Genomic DNA, 16,398 nt, shown 5'->3' with positions numbered 1-16,398 from the left:
ATAGATCGGTATCCGAGTACGGGCCACGACGTGACCGTTGTGTCCGGTGCGGCCCGGGCGGTCGCCGAGGCCGACACACCGTCGTCGCCCGTACCAGGGCCTTCAGAAATGGAGAGATCCAGCGCGGCGATCCGCCGCTCAGCGGAAAAGGGCGCGCTTGTGACGGGGAAAACGCGGCATCACGGTGCTCCGCGTCATGTTCGGGGAGGGGCGGTTCGGGGTTCGTTCACCCGGTGACGGAGGATGCGGGCCGGCAGCCCCTGTGGCGCCGGTTCAGTGCTTGTGCACCTCGTTCGTCGCCTCGATCTGCTTCCAGGACTCGGGCTGAGCCGGGAGAGAGGACATGCGGGCCGCGGCGCGCCCCGCCGGCTTGGCCGGCTCGAAGAGCCATGTGTCGAACAGCGGGCCCAGGTCCTTGCCGGACACCTTCTCGGCGTACTGCTGGAAGTCCGCGACCGACGCGTTGCCGTAGGTGTGCTTCTGCGGCCACCCCTTGAGCACGGCGAAGAACGCGTCGTCACCGATCTCGTTGCGCAGTGCCTGGATCGCCAGCGCCCCGCGGTCGTAGACGGCGATGTCGAACTGGTTGTCCGGCCCCGGATCACCCGGCGCCACCGTCCAGAACGCGTCGTCGGCCGGATGCGAGGCGTACACCTTGTCTGCGAGCTCCTGCGTCGTGCCCTGACCCTCGTGCTCGGACCACAGCCACTGGGCGTAGCGCGCGAAGCCCTCGCTGATCCAGATGTCCTTCCAGCCCTTGAGGGAGACATCGTCCCCGTACCACTGGTGGGCCAACTCGTGCACGACCACCGATGGGTTGGGCCCGCTCGCGAACTGCCGGGGGCTGTAGTAGGGCCGGGTCTGGGTCTCCAACGCGAACCCCGTGGGCACGTCCGGCACATACCCGCCGAGCGCGTTGTAGGGATACGGTCCGAAGTACCCGCTCAGCCAGTCGGCGATCTCCCCGGTGCGCTCCACGCTGGCCCGGGCCGCTGCGTCCCTGTCACCGAGGTTCTTGCTGTAGGCGTTGATGATGGGGATGCCGCTCTCGCTCTTGCCGGTCGTGATGTCGAATTTTCCGACCGCGAGCGTGGCGAGGTAGGTGGCCTGCGGCTTGTCCGACCGCCAGTGATAGGTCGTCCAGCCGCCCCGGGAACGCGTCGACCGGAGCCTGCCGTTGGAGATGGCCTGGGTGCCTTCCGGCACTCGCACCGACACGTCGTAGGTTGCCTTGTCCAGGGGATGGTCGTTGCTGGGGAACCACCACCACGCCGACTCCGGCTCGTTGGCCGCGACCGCGCCGTCGGCGGTGTGCAGCCAGGTGGTGAAGCCGTACGCCTTCTTCGACGAGGGTATCCCGCGGTAGCGCACCACGACGGTGATGTCCGTGCCCTTGGCCAGGCCGGTCCTGGGAGTGATCACCAGCTCGTGCTCACCGGAGGTCGTGAACGCGGCTTCGACGCCGTTGACCCGCACCTCGCTCACGTTCAGTAGGAAGTCCAGGTCGAACTGGCTGAGGTCCTGGGTGGTACGAGCCCGCAGAGTGGCCGTGCCCTCCAGCTCGTCCGTGACGGGCTGGTACCTCAACCGCAGGTCGTAGTGGGAGACGTCATATCCACCGTTGCCGTAGGCGGGGTAGTAGGGGTCGCCGATGCCCTGAGCGCCAGGTGTGTAGGTCGCCGCGAATGCCGGGACGGCCAGTAGAAGGGAGACGGTGGCGAGTGCGCCCGGCGCGATGACTCTGTAATGCACTGAAGCTCCAAGTCACGGAGAAAAGGCAGGGGTTCAAGCCCTGTGAAAGCAGAATTCGGCATGCTGAAGTCGCCGTCGTCACATGGTCGTCACCCCGCCGCCGGCATCGCGGCCACCTCGTCGCGACCGTGCCTGTTCGTACCCGTCGAAGTGCCCACACCACTGCTCGGGAGCCAGCCGCGCATCGTCAGGGACGAGGTCCGGCGAGAGCACCGGCCCCAGTTCACGCAGAACATACGACCCCACCCTGCGACGGACGTGACGCCGAAGCGGGGGGTCATCTCGACCGAGGACCACGCCGTGCCAACGGCTGCCCAGAAGTTCGAGGCCAGGCGAGTGGGCGCCCCCATCAGCTACACACGCTCCGGTCATGACGTTCCTGCGATCAGCCCGGGGGCAGTCGACCGCGCCATCGTCGCCGCTGCCAACTCCGTGCACTGACCGCCCCTGCGGCGGGGCGTCCGTATCACTCGGTCACGGTGGGCTGCCCGTCACAGCGCCAGCAGCGCTTGTTCGACCACTTCGGTGAGAGCGGGATGGATGTAGAGGACCTCACGGGCGATCTGGTCCACGGTCAGGCCCAGCGTCATCGCCTGGATCAAGGGCTGGATCAGTGTCGCGGCCTGCGGGCCGATGATGTGCGCACCGATCAGCGTCCGGTCGCTTGGATCCGCCAGCACCTTGACGAAGCCTGTGGTGTCCTCCAGTGCCCATCCATAAGCGGTGTCGGCGTAGTCACGCACACCGATCAGGCAGTCGATTCCGCGTTCCCGCGCCTGTCGTTCGGTCAGGCCGACGCTGGCCACCTGGGGGTTGGAGAAGACCGCGTGCGGAACCAGGCGGGGGGCAAGCGTGCGGATGTCGTCGGGGTACAGGAGGTTGTGACGCACCACGCGTACTTCGGCGTTGGCCATGTGCTTGAGCTGGAAGTGGTTCGTGGCATCGCCGAGCGACCAGATGCCTGGCACCGAAGTCCGGTAGGCGTCGTCGGTCACGATGTGGCCGTGCTCGTCAAGTTCCAGCCCGGCGGCCGCGGCGTCGAGGCGGTCGGTGTTGGGCCGGCGCCCCACAGCGATGAGCAACGCGGCTGCTTGGACCGTCTCACGCCGGTCGCGCCCAGCGGTTCCGGCGACGTGGACCGCGACGCCCTGCCCCCGGGCCTCGACGGACACGACCTCGGTGTTCAGCAGGAGCCGGTGACGCTCAGCGGCGATTTCGGTGAACCGGGCCGACACCTGCTCATCCTCTTGCGGCAGCAGCCGCGGCCCCCGCTGCACGATCGTGACCCTCGATCCCAACGCGCCGAAGACGTAACCCAGTTCGGCCGCAATGAACCCGCCTCCGACGATCACCAGGGACTCGGGGACTTCGTCGATCCGCATGATCGTATCGGAGGTATGGAAGGGGACGTCCTCGAGACCCGGGATCGCCGGCACCACCGGACGTGCCCCTACCGCGACGACGAACGCTTCGGAGCTGATCCTTTGCGATCCGACCTCCACCACCTTCGCCGAGACGAAGCGCGCCGGTTCGGTGTAGACATCCGTCGCCAGGCGGCGGTAGGCGACCGCGCTGTCGTGGAGCGGGTCGATCCGGCCGAACACCCGGTCACGGATGGCCTTCCAGTCGACGTGATCGACTGTGGCGTGTACGCCCAACCGCTTCGCCGACCTGGCCGCGGTCGCCGCATCGGCGGCCACGACGAACATCTTCGACGGGATGCACCCGCGGTTCAGGCAGGTCCCCCCGAACCGGGCGGGCTCCACGATGGCCGTCCGCAGATGCGCCGTCTCTGGGCCGAGCAGCATGTTTCCGCTGCCCGCCCCGAGCACGACGAGGTCGTAGTGTTTCATCTCTTCCCAACTTCCCGACCGCGAGCCCCGCTGCCGTCGCGGTCGGCAACGACGGTCCCGGAGCGGCGCCGCAGACCCAATGCCGTTCACCGACCATTCCATGGTGGACCCGCGGCTTCCGGCACCGCCAATGCCGATTTCCCCGTCCGTGATGCCGGCCCGGCATGGGCGGTTCCATGTTCGCCGGGTTCTGTTCGAGATGGAGAAGGGCTGCGTTCGGTATCCGACACCTATCCGGGCGCGGCACGTGGGGCGTGGCGGCCACAATCAGTCCGTGTCGCGTCCGGGTGGGCAGCCCCGAGCGGACTCCGCTATGGCTAGTGCACCCCCCTCGGCCAGAACGCGCAGCCGCTGGGCAAGCGCGCCCTGTAGACCACTTCCAAGATCTCAGACCGACGCCGGGGTCGAGGATCTCGAGGAAACCGCGATCTCACCGGAACGGAGAGTCAGGTCCAGGGGCCCATTTCCGTCGACCAACCCTGCTCGGCCTCCTTTACGGTGCCCCAAGCGAGGGTCGCCCCGTTGAAGCGGGCTTCCGGGCTGTACTTACTTGAGCACCACGCAATGGCCCTCGCGGACGTCCATGAGCTCGTTGAGGTACCAAAATTTCCAGGTCGACGTAGGCGACGGCGAACCGACCCGGCTGTGCTGATGTCCGCCCCACGGAACGGGCAGTTCCGGGGTGCACCGGACGTTGCGAGAGCCAGCGACAGCTACCACGCAACACGGCGGGGCCACTGCCACATGCCCTGCCCACCGCGCGGCTCCCGGACGGTCCCTGAAACGCTCGCGAGGTCGGTCTCGGCCAAGAACCACCAATCCGGGCCGTCACGCATCAGCCATCCCGCCTCAAGACATTTCCGCAGGACATGATCACGAAGGCGACCGCCCCCAACAGCGAGGAATCCGCTGGTCAGCCCCCGCCCCCTGGCAGCCGACCACCGCCACTCAGTGCCTCTTCAGCGGCTCATCGGCCCGACTGCTCGCCGCGCCACCCAGAGCCGCAGGCGAGCCAGCACGCGGCCTCACACCAGCCTGACCAGCGGCAACACGCTCGACAACCGAAAAGGGCGCGGATTCGACCCGGATTCGCCCCGAGGGCTAAGTGGATATTGTTGGGCGATTAACGCCAGGTTGTGAGTCGTCGTACTCGCCGTCGCCGTCGCCGTCTCCGGCTCCCCGAGCTTGAAACCGAGTGGCCGTACCACGCGGCACTCGACTCTGGCGTCTGGGGGGTGGCAGAACAAGGCTCTGACCAGCCTCTTTACAGAAGTACTTCCGTCTGGCAGAAGCCTCCTTGCCGAGCGTGGGCAAGTCTCACGACCCTGATTTCAACCACGGCACGCGGGGCGAGGGCGCCCCGCCGACAGGGACGGGAACTGCCATGCCGCACATCACCGCTTTCGCCAGGAACCAGTGGTACGTCGCCGCGTACAGCCACGAGGTCGGCCGCGAGGAGCTTCTCGGCCGTACGATCCTCGGCGAGCCCCTCGTCTTCTACCGGACCGAGGAGGACGGCACCCCGGTCGCGCTGGCCGACCGCTGTGTGCACCGCCGGTTCCCGCTCCATGAGAAGCCCAGCCGGCTCGACGGCGACAAACTCGTGTGCGGGTACCACGGGTTCACCTATGACACGAGCGGTACGTGCGTGTATGTGCCGGGGCAGAAGCGCGTACCCCGCACCGCCCGGGTCGCCTCCTACCCCGTGGTCGAGCAGGACTCCCTGGTGTGGGTGTGGATCGGCGACCCGGCGCTCGCCGACGCCGGCACCATTCCCCGGGCCAGGCACCTCGACTCCCCCGGCTGGGTCACCGTCCGCGGTATGGAACCGATCGACGCCGACTACGGCCTGCTCGTCGACAACCTCCTCGACCTCTCCCACGAGACCTATCTGCACGGCGGCTACATCGGCACCCCGGAGGTCGCCGAGACGCCGATCACCACCGAGGTCGACGAGGGCGCGGGCATAGTCCGGGTCAGCCGGCACATGGACGACGCCGAGTGCCCGCCGTTCTACGCCAAGTCCACCGGCATCGCGGGCCGGATCACCCGCTGGCAGGACATCGAGTACCACGCCCCGTGCCTGTACCTGCTGCACAGCCGGATCGCCCCGGTGGGTGTACTGCCGGAGGCCGACGGCACCGACCCCAACGCCTTCCACACCGAGATCACGTACGCGATCACTCCGTCCGGCGACGGTCACGTGTACGACTTCTGGATGGTCTCCCGTGACTGGGCCGTCGAGGACGACGAGGTGACCGAGTTCCTGCGGGGCAACAACCACACCGTGGTGATGCAGGACGTCGACGCGCTCAATCTGCTGCAGCGCACCCTCGGCACCGAGCGGACCGGGTACCAGGAGCTCAGCATCAACATCGACACCGGTGGCCTGGCGGCGCGCCGTATCCTCGCCCGGCTGGTCGAGGAGGGCGACAAGCCGGTGGAGAAGGTCCTGTGAGCAGCCCCACCGGCGAGATCTACCGCATCGACTGGCTGCCGGGCACCGATGTCCTGCACGGCACCTGCCACTGCGGGGCCGAGCACTCCGCCCAGGATCCGGTGGAGATGTGGGAGTGGATGCTCGCCCACCCCGAAGGACACCAGCCGCGAGGACACCAGTCTCAAGGAAACAGCTCATGACCGTGTACGAAGCCGAACTCGTCGTTGACCGCAGGGAGTTCGCGGCCGACGGCGTGCTCGCCCTCACCCTGCGCCATCCGCTCGGCGAGGACCTGCCCCCGTGGGAGCCGGGCGCCCATGTCGATGTGGTGCTGGGGCCCGGACTGGAGCGCCAGTACTCGCTGTGCGGGGACCCGGCGGACCGCTCCGGGTGGCGGATCGCGGTGCTGCGGGAGCCGGACGGACGGGGCGGATCCGCCCATGTGCACGAGCAGTTGGGGCAGGGCGACAAGGTGCGGGTGCGCGGGCCGCGCAACCACTTCCGGCTGGAGAGCGCGCCCCGCTACCGGTTCATCGCGGGCGGGATCGGGATCACGCCGATCCTGCCGATGCTCGCCGCGGCGGAGGCGGCGGGCGCCGAGTGGACCCTGCTGTACGGCGGCAGGACGCGCGACTCCATCGCCTTCACCGACGAGTTGGGGCGCTACGGGGACCGGGTGACCGTCTGCCCGCAGGACGAGACGGGACTGCTGGACCTCGCCTCCGTGCTGGACGACCTGCCCGAGGGCGCCCTCGTCTACTGCTGCGGTCCCGGGCCGCTGCTGGACGCCGTCGAGGAGCGCTGCCCGGGCGAGCGGCTGAGGGTCGAACGGTTCACGCCGAAGGCCCGTCAGGGCGGCGAGAACGCGGAGTTCGAGGTCGAGCTGGCGCAGAGCGGCCGTACCGTCACCGTCGCCCCGGACGTCTCGGTGCTCGACGCCGTGCGCGGCGCCGGTGTCGAGGTGCTGTTCTCCTGCACCGAGGGCACCTGCGGCACCTGTGAGACCGATGTGCTGGAGGGCACCCCGGACCACCGGGACTCCGTGCTCACCGCCGAGGAGCGGGAGAGCGGGGAGACGATGATGATCTGTGTCTCCCGCTGTCTGGGGAAGCGGCTCGTGCTGGACCTGTGATCCCGGGGACGGGACATCGCCGCCCCCAAAAGTGTCAACAATGTTGTCAGCGAACCCATTGACCGGATTCTTCGGACGGCTCTACCTTCACGCTGAGCACACACGCGCACTACTGTGCGCTCTGCGCACGACCTGTCGGAACACCGTTGCACGTTGTCTGTACAGGAGGAGTCATGCGTCGTCTGTCCGCGGGGCTCGCTGCCGGCGCCCTGCTGCTCGTCGCGACGGCCTGTGGCTCGTCGAGCGGGAGTTCGGCCGGCGGGAGCACGTCGTCCGCAGGCGTCACCACGGTCAGGGTGGGGCTCATCCCGATCGTCGACGTGGCGCCGCTCTACCTCGGCGAGAAGCGGGGCTTCTACCGGAAGCAGGGCCTGAAGCTGTCGCCGACCCTCGCGTCGGGCGGCGCCGCGATCGTGCCGGCGGTGGCTTCCGGGCAGTACCAGTTCGGCTTCTCCAATGTGTTCTCCCTGATGCTCGCCCAGTCCAACGGCGTTGCCCTGAAGGCGATTTCGAACGGGGTCGCCTCGACCGGCGTGCAGGGCAAGGACTTCGGGGCCCTGCTGGTGAGAAAGGGCAGCTCCCTGAAGTCGGCGAAGGGCCTGGAGGGCAAGAAGGTCGCCGTCAACACCCTCAAGAACGTCGTGGAGTTGTCGGTCCGGGAGTCGGTGACGAAGGCGGGCGGGGACCCGGACAAGGTGAAGATGGTGGAGATCCCCTTCGACCAGATGCCGGCCGCGCTGGACAAGGGAGAGGTCGACGCCGCGATGGCCGTGGAGCCGGCGCTCACCACCATCAAGGACCAGGGCGGACAGGAGATCGCCTCTCCGCTGGTGGACGTGGCGCCCGGCCTCACCGTCGCCATGTACTTCACGTCGGCGCGGTACGCGCAGCAGAACCCCGCGGTGGTGAAGGGGTTCCAGACGGCCACCGCTCAGTCCCTCGCCTACGCGGACGCCCACCCGGACGAGGTGCGGCAGATCGTCTCCTCGTACACCAAGGTCCCCGCACCGGTGCTGTCCCAGGTGACCCTCCCCAAGTGGCCTGCCGACGCGAACCGGGCCTCGATCGAGACCCAGGCGAAGCTCGGCCAGGAGTTCGGTTTCTTCAAGAAGGCACCCGACCTCGACACCCTGCTGCCGTGAGGGGGCTGAACACCGCGCTCGGCGCGGCCGGGCTCGCGGCCTTCCTCGCCCTCGGCGAGGCGGTGCCGCGGCTCGGCCTGGTCAAGGAGGCCTACTTCCCGCCCATCAGCCGTATCGCCTCGGCCCTGTGGGGCGAGCTGAAGGACGGCGCGTTCTGGTCGGCGCTCGGTGACACCCTCACCGGCTGGGCGATCGGCCTCGCCATCGCGGTCGGCGCCGGTGTCGCCGTCGGCGTGCTCGTCTCGATCGTGCCGTATCTGCGCGAGGCCACTGCCTCGACGATCGAGTTCCTGCGGCCGATCCCCTCGGTCGCCCTGATCCCCCTCGCGGTGCTGCTGTACGGCACCCAGCTGAGGTCGGTACTGCTGCTCGTCGTCTACGCCTCCTTCTGGCAGGTCCTGATCCAGACGCTGTACGGCGTCCAGGACGTCGACCCGGTCGCCGAGGAGACGGCACGCTCGTACGGTCTCGGCACCTGGGCGCGGGTCCGTCATGTGCTGTGGCCGACCGCGCTGCCGTACGTCATGACGGGCGTCCGGCTCGCCGCGGCGGTGGCGCTGATCCTCGCCATCACCACCGAACTCGTCATCGGCGCACCGGGGTTGGGGCAGCGCATCGCCGTCGCACAGACCTCGCAGGCGGTGCCCGACCTGTACGCGCTGATCGTGGTCGCCGGGCTGCTGGGACTGATCGTCAACGTGGGCGCCCGTACGGTGGAGCGACGGGCGCTGGCCTGGCACCAGTCGGTGCGCGGGGAGGTGGCGGTGTGAGGCGTCTGCTGCCGCGGGTGTTCTTCGCGCTCGCCCTGCCGCTGGTGCTCGTCGCGGTGTGGTGGGCCGCGTCGGACGGCAGCACCAACCCCTTCTGGCCGCCCCTGCGCACGATCCTGAAGACGTTCCCGGACGTCTGGACGGGCGACCGGCTGCGTACGGACGTCCTCCCGAGCGTCTGGCGCCTGGCGGCCGGCTACGCGCTCGCGGCGGTCGCCGGCATCGCGCTCGGCACGGTCATCGGCTCCTACCGGCGGGTGCGGGCGGTCTGCGAGCCCGTCCTGGAGTTCCTGCGCGCGATCCCGCCGCCCGTCCTCGTCCCCGTCATCATGCTGTTCGCGGGCATCGGCGACACCATGAAGATCGTCGTGATCGCGAGCGGCTGCGTCTGGCCGGTCCTGCTCAACACCGTCGAAGGCGTACGCGCGGTCGACCCGGTCATGCTGGAGACCGCCCGCTCCTACGGCATCACGGGCGTCGCCCGACTGCGGAAGCTGGTCCTGCGCTCGGCGAGCCCACAGATCTTCGCCGGTCTGCGCCAGGCGCTCTCCATCGGCATCATCCTGATGGTCATCAGCGAGATGTTCGCGGCGAGCGGCGGCATCGGCTTCACCATCGTTCAGTTCCAACGGAGCTTCGCGATCCCCGACATGTGGACCGGCATCCTCGTCCTCGGCCTGCTCGGCTTCCTGCTCTCCGTCGTCTTCCAGCTGGTCGAACGACGGGTTCTCGCCTGGTACCACGGCCTGCGCGCGTCCACCCGGCGGTCCCCGTGAACATCGTGAAAGGGCGGTCCATGCACGCGCTCGACGTATCCGGCCTGCGGAAGGTCTACGAGGGTTCCGGCCGCCGCGTCGAGGCGGTACGGGACCTCACCTTCACCGTGGAGGCGGGCGAACTCGTCTGTCTCGTGGGCCCGTCGGGCTGCGGCAAGACCACCCTGCTGAAGTGCGTGGGCGGACTGCTCACACCGACCGCGGGCCGTGTCACGCTCTCCGGCAAGCAGGTGAGCGGACCGCCGCCGGGCATGGCCTTCGTGTTCCAGGAGTACGGGCGGAGCCTGTTCCCGTGGATGCGGGTCGGCGAAAACGTCGAACTCCCGCTGAAACAGAAGGACTTGAGCAAACAGCGGCGCAGGGAGCTGGTCGCCGGCGCGCTGGAGTCGGTGGGTCTGTCGGACGCGGCCGGGGCATACCCGTGGCAGCTGTCCGGCGGGATGCAGCAGCGCGTCGCCATCGCCCGCGCACTGGCCTACGAACCTCAAGTGCTCCTGATGGACGAGCCGTTCGCGGCGGTCGACGCCCAGACCCGCGCCGATCTGGAGGACCTGGTACGACGGCTGTGGCGTGAGCGCGCAATGACGATCCTGTTCGTCACCCACGACATCGACGAGGCCGTGTACCTCGGCGAACGGGTCGTCGTCCTGTCCGCCTCCCCCACCGTCGTACAGGAACAGCTCACCATCGATCTGCCCGCCGAACGCGACCAGTTGCACACCCGCGTGGACCCGCGCTTCGCCGAGCTGCGCACGCATGTGTACCGGCAGATCCAGGCGGCGAAACGCGGGGTCCCCGAGGACGGGGTCACGAAGTCAGATACGCCTCCACCTCGCTGAACTGCCCTGCGGGCCAGCCGGTGTTGGCGCTGACGGACAGGCGCAGATAGCGCAGGCCGGTGCCCGTGGGCAGGGAGACGGTGGCGGTGTTGCCGGTCGCCGGATCGAAACGGTAGCCGGTGGCGCCGAGGACGGTCGAATAGGCCGAACCGTCGGTGCTGCCCAGCACGGTGACGGTCTGGGTGCGGGCGCCCCAGGCGGAGGACGGCGGCAGCTTCAGCACCAGCCGGCGAACCGCGTAGGAGGAGCCCAGGTCGACCGTCCAGGACTGCGGGAAGGCGTTGTTGGTCGACTCCCAGTAGCTGCCGGCGTCACCGTCGACCGCCTTGCCGGGTGTGTAGACGTCCTGCGAGCCGGTCGCGGTGGCCGGACGGCCCTTGGTCAGGTTGCGGTTCGGGTCGGGGTCGGGGTTGCCCTGACCGGGCTGCGGCCAGGTCGAGCAGTCCGCCCAGGTGCTGCTCCAGCCGGAGTTGCCGCCGCCGTCGGTGAGGGCGAAGGTGCCGGAGTTCGCCGGGTAGGGGCAGTTGTAGATTCCCGCGGCGCCGACGCCCGTCGCCGTGACGTTGCGGAGGGTGGCCGCGCCCTGGGCCTCCGCCTGGACGACGACCGTACCGGTGCCCCGTACGGTCGCGCCGTCCACGGTGACGTTCCTGACCGGGTAGCCCTGTCCGCCGCCCGACACGAACTCGAAGGCGCTGTAAGGGCTGTCGGTGACGGTGGTGTTGGTGATGTTCACGGTGGCGTTGACGGCGCTGTCGTAGGAGTCGACGCGCAACGCGCCCATGGGGTGGTTCCAGTTGGGATTCATCGCGCCGGTCCGGACGAGGGTGTTGCCGTCGACCGTGATCGTGCCGGCGAGCGGGGAGAAGGGGTCGAGGAACTTCTGGTTGGAGATCGCGATGCCGCTGCCGAGGGCGTTGGTGTCGGAGACCAGGTTGTTCCTGACGGCGATGTCGGTGCCGCCGTAGATCGCGATGCCGTTGGCGAGGTTGGGCTGCGAGACGGTGTTGTTCTCGAAGCTGGAGTCGGTGTCGGGCGAGTACAGCGACCACATGGCGAGCGCGTCGTCGCCCTGGTCGCGCAGGAAGTTGTTCCGGACACGCACGCCCCTCGCGGTGCCGTTGAGGTTGATGCCGTCGGCGGTGGTGTCGAGGATGCGGCTGTTCTCGATGACGAGGTTGTCGTTGTTGCCCGTCAGCCACAGGCCGACCTTCAGGTGCTGGATCCACATCCCGGAGACCGAACTGTTGGGCCCCAACGAGCCGTTGACGAAGTTGTCCGGGTTGGAGTCGACGCGCTCGGTGACCTCGCCGATGACCGCGAAGTCCTTGATGCGGACGTTGCCGGAGGAGTTGGACTGGTCGATGAAACGGGAGGTGTGGACCACGGAGTACCAGCTGCCGGCCCCTTGCAGGGTGACGTTCTGGACGCCGCTGAGCGAGGACGTCAGCCTGTAGTCGCCCGGCGGGATCCAGACCACTCCCCCCTGGGCGGCGGCGATCGCGTCCCGGAAGGCCTGGGTGGAGTCGCCGGTGCCGCTGGGGTCGGCGCCCTTGGAGGTGACCGAGACCGAGCCGGCGGGCTGGGTGGCGGCGACACCGACCTGCTCGAAGTCGGCGACGTCCACGGTGACTTGGGTGCCGGTCGACTGGAAGGCGACCGTGTCGCCCGGCTGGAGGTTCTGGCCGAGCAACATGCGGGCGTCGTCGAAGAAGTGGTGTGTCTTGGCGCCCGGGATCCAGCCCGTGTCGATGTAGGAGTACTTGGAGGTCACCGGGAGCGTCCTGGCGAGTCTGGTGCCGTTGACGTACACGTCGAGCGAGCCGGACTGGCCGTCGGGCACGCTGTAGGCGAGGTTCACGGCATTGGCCGCGCGCGGCACGGTGAACTCGACGCGCTGGCCGGAGGCGAGACGTACGGCCTGCCGTCCGGAGGCCTCCGAGGCGAGGGTGCCCTGGGTGTAGTCGGGGCCGATCCTCGAGCCGGTGGTCGTCGCGGACTCGGCCTCGACGGAGGTGAAGGGCAGGGTGGCGCCGGCGGCGGCGTGGGCGGCCGGAGCGAGGGTGACGAGCGCGCCGGCCGCGAGGGCGACGACCGCCCCGATTGCTGGCATGCGCCTGACAGAACTGGACCTGGACATGTGCCGATCCCTTCGGGGTGGGGGTACGGGGACAGCGAGGTACGGGGACAGCTGGGGGGCAGGGACAGCTGGGTTCGGGGACAGCGGGGTTCGGGGACAGCGGTGTGCAGTTTCAGCCGCGCAGCCAGACCGCCGTGTCGGTGGGCAGTCGGCCGTCCGCATCCAACGGGCCGCTGCTCAGCAGGAGTTCGGTGTGGGACGGGAGGTCGGCGCTGTCGTCGGCGAGGTTCACGACGCACACGGCGCCCTCCGCACGGGCGAAGGCGAGGACACCCTCGGGTGAGGGCAGCCAGGTGAGCGGGCCCTCGCCGAATGCCGACCGGAGTGCGATCGCGGCCCGGTACAGACTCAGCATCGAGGCGGGGTCGGCTGCCTGGCGGTCGGCCGCGTACTCGGGCCAGCCGGCGGGCTGCGGCAGCCAGGGCTCCCCGCCGAATCCTGCGTACGGCGCCTCGGCCGCCCACGGCAGTGGCACCCGGCACCCGTCGCGTCCCGGGTCCGTGCCGCCGGAGCGGAAGTACATCGGGTCCTCGACACGCTCAGGGGGGATGTCGGCCTCGGGCAGGCCCAGTTCCTCGCCCTGGTAGAGGTAGACGGAGCCGGGGAGGGCGAGCGAGAGCAGGGCCGCCGCGCGGGCGCGCCGGGTGCCGAGGGCGAGGTCGGTCGGAGTGCCGAAGGCCTTCGTGGCGAAGTCGAAGCCGGTGTCCGCGCGGCCGTACCGGGTGACCGTGCGGGTGACGTCGTGGTTGCACAGGACCCAGGTGGCGGGGGCGCCGACGGGAGCGTGCTCGGCGAGGGTCGTGTCGATGGACGTGCGCAGCCGTTGCGCGTCCCAAGGGCAGGACAGGAAGCTGAAGTTGAAGGCCGTGTGCAGTTCGTCGGGGCGGAGGTAGCGGGCGAAGCGTTCGGCGTCCGGAAGCCACACCTCGCCGACGAACATGCCGTCGTACTCGTCGGCGACCGCCCGCCAGGAGCGGTAGATGTCGTGGAGCTCGTCGCGGTCGACGAAGGGATGGGGGTCGGGGGCGTCGGCGAGGTCGGGGAGGGCCGGGTCCTTGGCGAGCAGGGCGGCGGAGTCGATGCGGACGCCCGCGACACCCCGCTCGAACCAGAAGCGCAGGATGTCCTCGTGCTCCTGACGGACGGCCGGGTGGGCCCAGTTGAGGTCGGGCTGCTCGGGTGTGAACAGGTGGAGGTACCAGTCGCCGTCGGGCAGGCGCCTCCACACCGGTTCGGTGGAGCCGGCGAACTGCGACGGCCAGTCGTTGGGCGGCAGTTCGCCGTGCGCGCCGCGTCCGCGCCGGAAGTGGAACAGCTCGCGTTCGGGGCTGCCGGGTCCGGCGGCGAGCGCGGCCCGGAACCACGGGTGCTGGTCGGAGACGTGGTTGGGCACGATGTCGACGATGGTGCGGATGCCGAGCTCGCGGGCCTCGGCGATCAGTTTCTCGGCCTCGGCGAGGGTGCCGAAGGCCGGGTCGACGGCGCGGTAGTCGGCGACGTCGTAGCCGCCGTCCTTCATCGGCGACAGGTACCAGGGGTTGAACCACAGGGCGTCCACACCGAGTTCGGCGAGATACGGCAGCCTGGCACGGACGCCCGCGAGGTCGCCGGTGCCGTCGCCGTCGCCGTCGGCGAAGCTGCGGACGTAGACCTGGTAGATGACGGCGGAGCGCCACCACTCCTTCTGGGCATGGCGGGACGGTCCCACAGTGCGTGCCTTTCTGTCGGAGGGAGGGCGTCAGCCCTTGGTGCCGCCCGCGCTGATCCCGGCGATGATGTGCCGCTGGAAGACCAGGAAGAGCGCGACCATCGGGAGGCTCGCGATGACCATCGCGGCGATGAGCACGGTGAGCTGGATGTTCTGCGACAGCTGGACGAGAGCGACGCTGATGGGCTGCTTGTCGGTGTCGGAGAAGACCATCAGCGGCCAGAGGAAGTCCTGCCAGACGGCGACGAGGGCGAAGATCGAGACCACCCCCAGCACCGGCCGGGACATGGGCAGCACGATCGACCAGAGCGTGCGCAGCTTTCCGGCGCCGTCCATCTCTGCGGCCTCCAGCACATCGCGCGGGAGCTGGTCGAAGAACCGCTTGAGCAGATAGAGGTTGAAGGCGTTGGCGACGGCCGGCAGCCAGATGGCGACGGGTTTGTTGAGCAGTCCCAGGTCCGCCACGGTGAGGTACTTCGGTACGACCAGGGCCTGCGCCGGGACCATGAGGGTGGCGAGGATGCCGCCGAGGATCAGCCTGCCGAAGGCGGGCCGGAGCCGGGAGAGGGCGTAGGCGGCAGCGGTGCACAACACCAGCTGGCAGACCCAGGCGCCGGCCGCCTGGACGACCGTGTTCCACAGATGCTGCGGGAGCTGCATCAGCTCCCAGGCGTCCGTGTAGCCGCCGAGGTGCCAGTGTTCGGGGACGAGGGTCGGCGGGGTCCGCGCGATCTCGTCCGGCGACTTCATCGCGCCGGTCACCATCCAGTACACGGGGAAGAGGAAGGCGAGGGCGAAGAGCAGGACGACGGCGGTGAAGACGGTCCAGTACAGGGCCTTGCCGCGGGGGCGGGCCAGGGTCGCCGGGGAGATCAGGGTCCGGGTGCTCACGCGTCCTCCTCCCCGGAGCGGGTCAGGCGCAGATAGACGGCGGAGAAGGCGCCGAGCAGCAGCAGGAGCATGACGCTGAGGGCGCAGGCACCGCCGAAGTCGTTGTAGAGGAAGGCGTACTTGTAGATCAGGTAGAGCACGGTGACGGTGGCGTTCTCGGGGCCGCCGCCCGTGATCACGAACGGTTCGGTGAAGACCTGCATGGTGGCGATGATCTGAAGGAGCATCAGCATCAGGATCACGAAGCGTGTCTGAGGGATCGTCACATGCCTTACGCGCTGCAGCAGGTTGGCTCCGTCCAGCTCGGCCGCCTCGTACAACTCGCCGGGGATGGACTGAAGGGCGGCGAGGTAGATCAGGACGGTGCCGCCCATGTTGGCCCAGGTGGCGACGAGGACCAGGGAGACGAGCGCGGTGTCGGCGCCGTTGGACCAGTTCGAGGTGGGCAGGTGCAGGAAGCGCAGCGCCTCGTTGGCGAGGCCCGCCCCGGGGTCGTAGAACCACTTCCACAGCAGGGCGCTGACCACGGGCGGGATCATCACCGGGAGGTAGACCACGATCCTGAAGAACGCCTTGGCGTGCCGGAGTTCGTTGAGGACGAGGGCCATCACGAAGGGGATCGCGAAGCCGATCAGCAGGGCGAGGAGCGTGAAGGTCAGGGTGTTGCGCCAGGCCGCGGAGAACTCGGGGTCGTGCCAGACGCGGGTGAAGTTGGCGGTGCCGACCCACTGCGGCGAGGAGCCCGGCGTGTACTTCTGGAAGGCGATCACGACGGCGCGGATCGCCGGGTACCAGGAGAACAGGGCGAAGCAGATCAGGCCGCCGAGGAGGAAGGCGTAGGCGCGGGCCTGGTCGGCGAGGCGGCGCCGTCCCCGGTCCCCTGCCGGGGACGGCGCCGGGACCGTGGGGGCGGCGGTCGTGCTGGTCCGCTGCCGCTCGGCCGTCTTCGTCATGG

13 protein-coding genes are annotated in these 16,398 nt (G+C 69.1%); 7 read left to right on the top strand and 6 right to left on the bottom strand.

What is annotated here, in order from left to right:
- Positions 1-273 precede the first annotated feature (273 nt).
- A complete protein-coding gene (locus ABZT17_RS08310; RefSeq protein ID WP_356345278.1) occupies positions 274-1,752 on the bottom strand; it encodes a M1 family metallopeptidase in 1,479 nt (492 codons plus the stop codon).
- 491 nt (positions 1,753-2,243) lie between these two features.
- A complete protein-coding gene (locus ABZT17_RS08305) occupies positions 2,244-3,605 on the bottom strand; it encodes a mycothione reductase (RefSeq protein WP_356345275.1) in 1,362 nt (453 codons plus the stop codon).
- A gap of 1,384 nt (positions 3,606-4,989) precedes the next feature.
- Here ABZT17_RS08305 and ABZT17_RS08300 point away from each other — a divergent pair.
- The 7 genes from ABZT17_RS08300 to ABZT17_RS08270 all read left to right on the top strand — a co-directional run bounded on the left by ABZT17_RS08300 (position 4,990) and on the right by ABZT17_RS08270 (position 10,704).
- On the top strand, positions 4,990-6,063 hold the full coding sequence (locus ABZT17_RS08300; protein ID WP_356345273.1) for an aromatic ring-hydroxylating dioxygenase subunit alpha: 1,074 nt from the start codon (positions 4,990-4,992) through the stop codon (positions 6,061-6,063).
- Positions 6,060-6,245, top strand: a complete 186-nt coding sequence (locus tag ABZT17_RS08295; protein ID WP_356345270.1) for a hypothetical protein — start codon at positions 6,060-6,062, stop codon at positions 6,243-6,245. The genes ABZT17_RS08300 and ABZT17_RS08295 overlap by 4 nt, the downstream gene beginning before the upstream one ends.
- Positions 6,242-7,177, top strand: coding sequence for a PDR/VanB family oxidoreductase (locus ABZT17_RS08290; RefSeq protein WP_356345268.1), 936 nt, complete (start codon positions 6,242-6,244; stop codon positions 7,175-7,177). The genes ABZT17_RS08295 and ABZT17_RS08290 overlap by 4 nt, the downstream gene beginning before the upstream one ends.
- A 173-nt stretch (positions 7,178-7,350) precedes the next feature.
- On the top strand, positions 7,351-8,319 hold the full coding sequence (locus ABZT17_RS08285) for an ABC transporter substrate-binding protein (protein WP_356345265.1): 969 nt from the start codon (positions 7,351-7,353) through the stop codon (positions 8,317-8,319).
- Complete coding sequence (locus tag ABZT17_RS08280) at positions 8,316-9,089, top strand: ABC transporter permease subunit (protein ID WP_356345263.1); 774 nt, start codon at positions 8,316-8,318, stop codon at positions 9,087-9,089. Before ABZT17_RS08285 ends, ABZT17_RS08280 begins: the two co-directional genes overlap by 4 nt.
- Positions 9,086-9,865: an ABC transporter permease gene (locus ABZT17_RS08275; protein ID WP_356345260.1), complete on the top strand. Its 780-nt coding sequence runs from the start codon at positions 9,086-9,088 to the stop codon at positions 9,863-9,865. Before ABZT17_RS08280 ends, ABZT17_RS08275 begins: the two co-directional genes overlap by 4 nt.
- A 20-nt stretch (positions 9,866-9,885) precedes the next feature.
- Positions 9,886-10,704, top strand: a complete 819-nt coding sequence (locus ABZT17_RS08270; RefSeq protein WP_356345257.1) for an ABC transporter ATP-binding protein — start codon at positions 9,886-9,888, stop codon at positions 10,702-10,704.
- Here the strand turns inward: ABZT17_RS08270 and ABZT17_RS08265 are convergent.
- The 4 genes from ABZT17_RS08265 to ABZT17_RS08250 all read right to left on the bottom strand — a co-directional run bounded on the left by ABZT17_RS08265 (position 10,673) and on the right by ABZT17_RS08250 (position 16,396).
- Positions 10,673-12,817, bottom strand: a complete 2,145-nt coding sequence (locus tag ABZT17_RS08265; RefSeq protein WP_356345255.1) for a discoidin domain-containing protein — start codon at positions 12,815-12,817, stop codon at positions 10,673-10,675. The two genes, ABZT17_RS08270 and ABZT17_RS08265, sit on opposite strands and share 32 nt — an antisense overlap.
- Before the next feature lie 139 nt (positions 12,818-12,956).
- Complete coding sequence (locus ABZT17_RS08260; protein WP_356345252.1) at positions 12,957-14,552, bottom strand: alpha-amylase family glycosyl hydrolase; 1,596 nt, start codon at positions 14,550-14,552, stop codon at positions 12,957-12,959.
- A 30-nt stretch (positions 14,553-14,582) separates the two neighbouring features.
- Positions 14,583-15,443, bottom strand: a complete 861-nt coding sequence (locus tag ABZT17_RS08255) for a carbohydrate ABC transporter permease (RefSeq protein ID WP_356345249.1) — start codon at positions 15,441-15,443, stop codon at positions 14,583-14,585.
- Complete coding sequence (locus ABZT17_RS08250) at positions 15,440-16,396, bottom strand: sugar ABC transporter permease (RefSeq protein ID WP_356345246.1); 957 nt, start codon at positions 16,394-16,396, stop codon at positions 15,440-15,442. The genes ABZT17_RS08255 and ABZT17_RS08250 overlap by 4 nt, the downstream gene beginning before the upstream one ends.
- Between the last annotated feature and the right edge of the window lie 2 nt (positions 16,397-16,398).

The organism is Streptomyces sp. NPDC005648, assembly GCF_040605395.1.
Lineage (GTDB): Bacteria > Actinomycetota > Actinomycetes > Streptomycetales > Streptomycetaceae > Streptomyces.
This window is presented reverse-complemented; position numbering and strand designations above follow the sequence as displayed.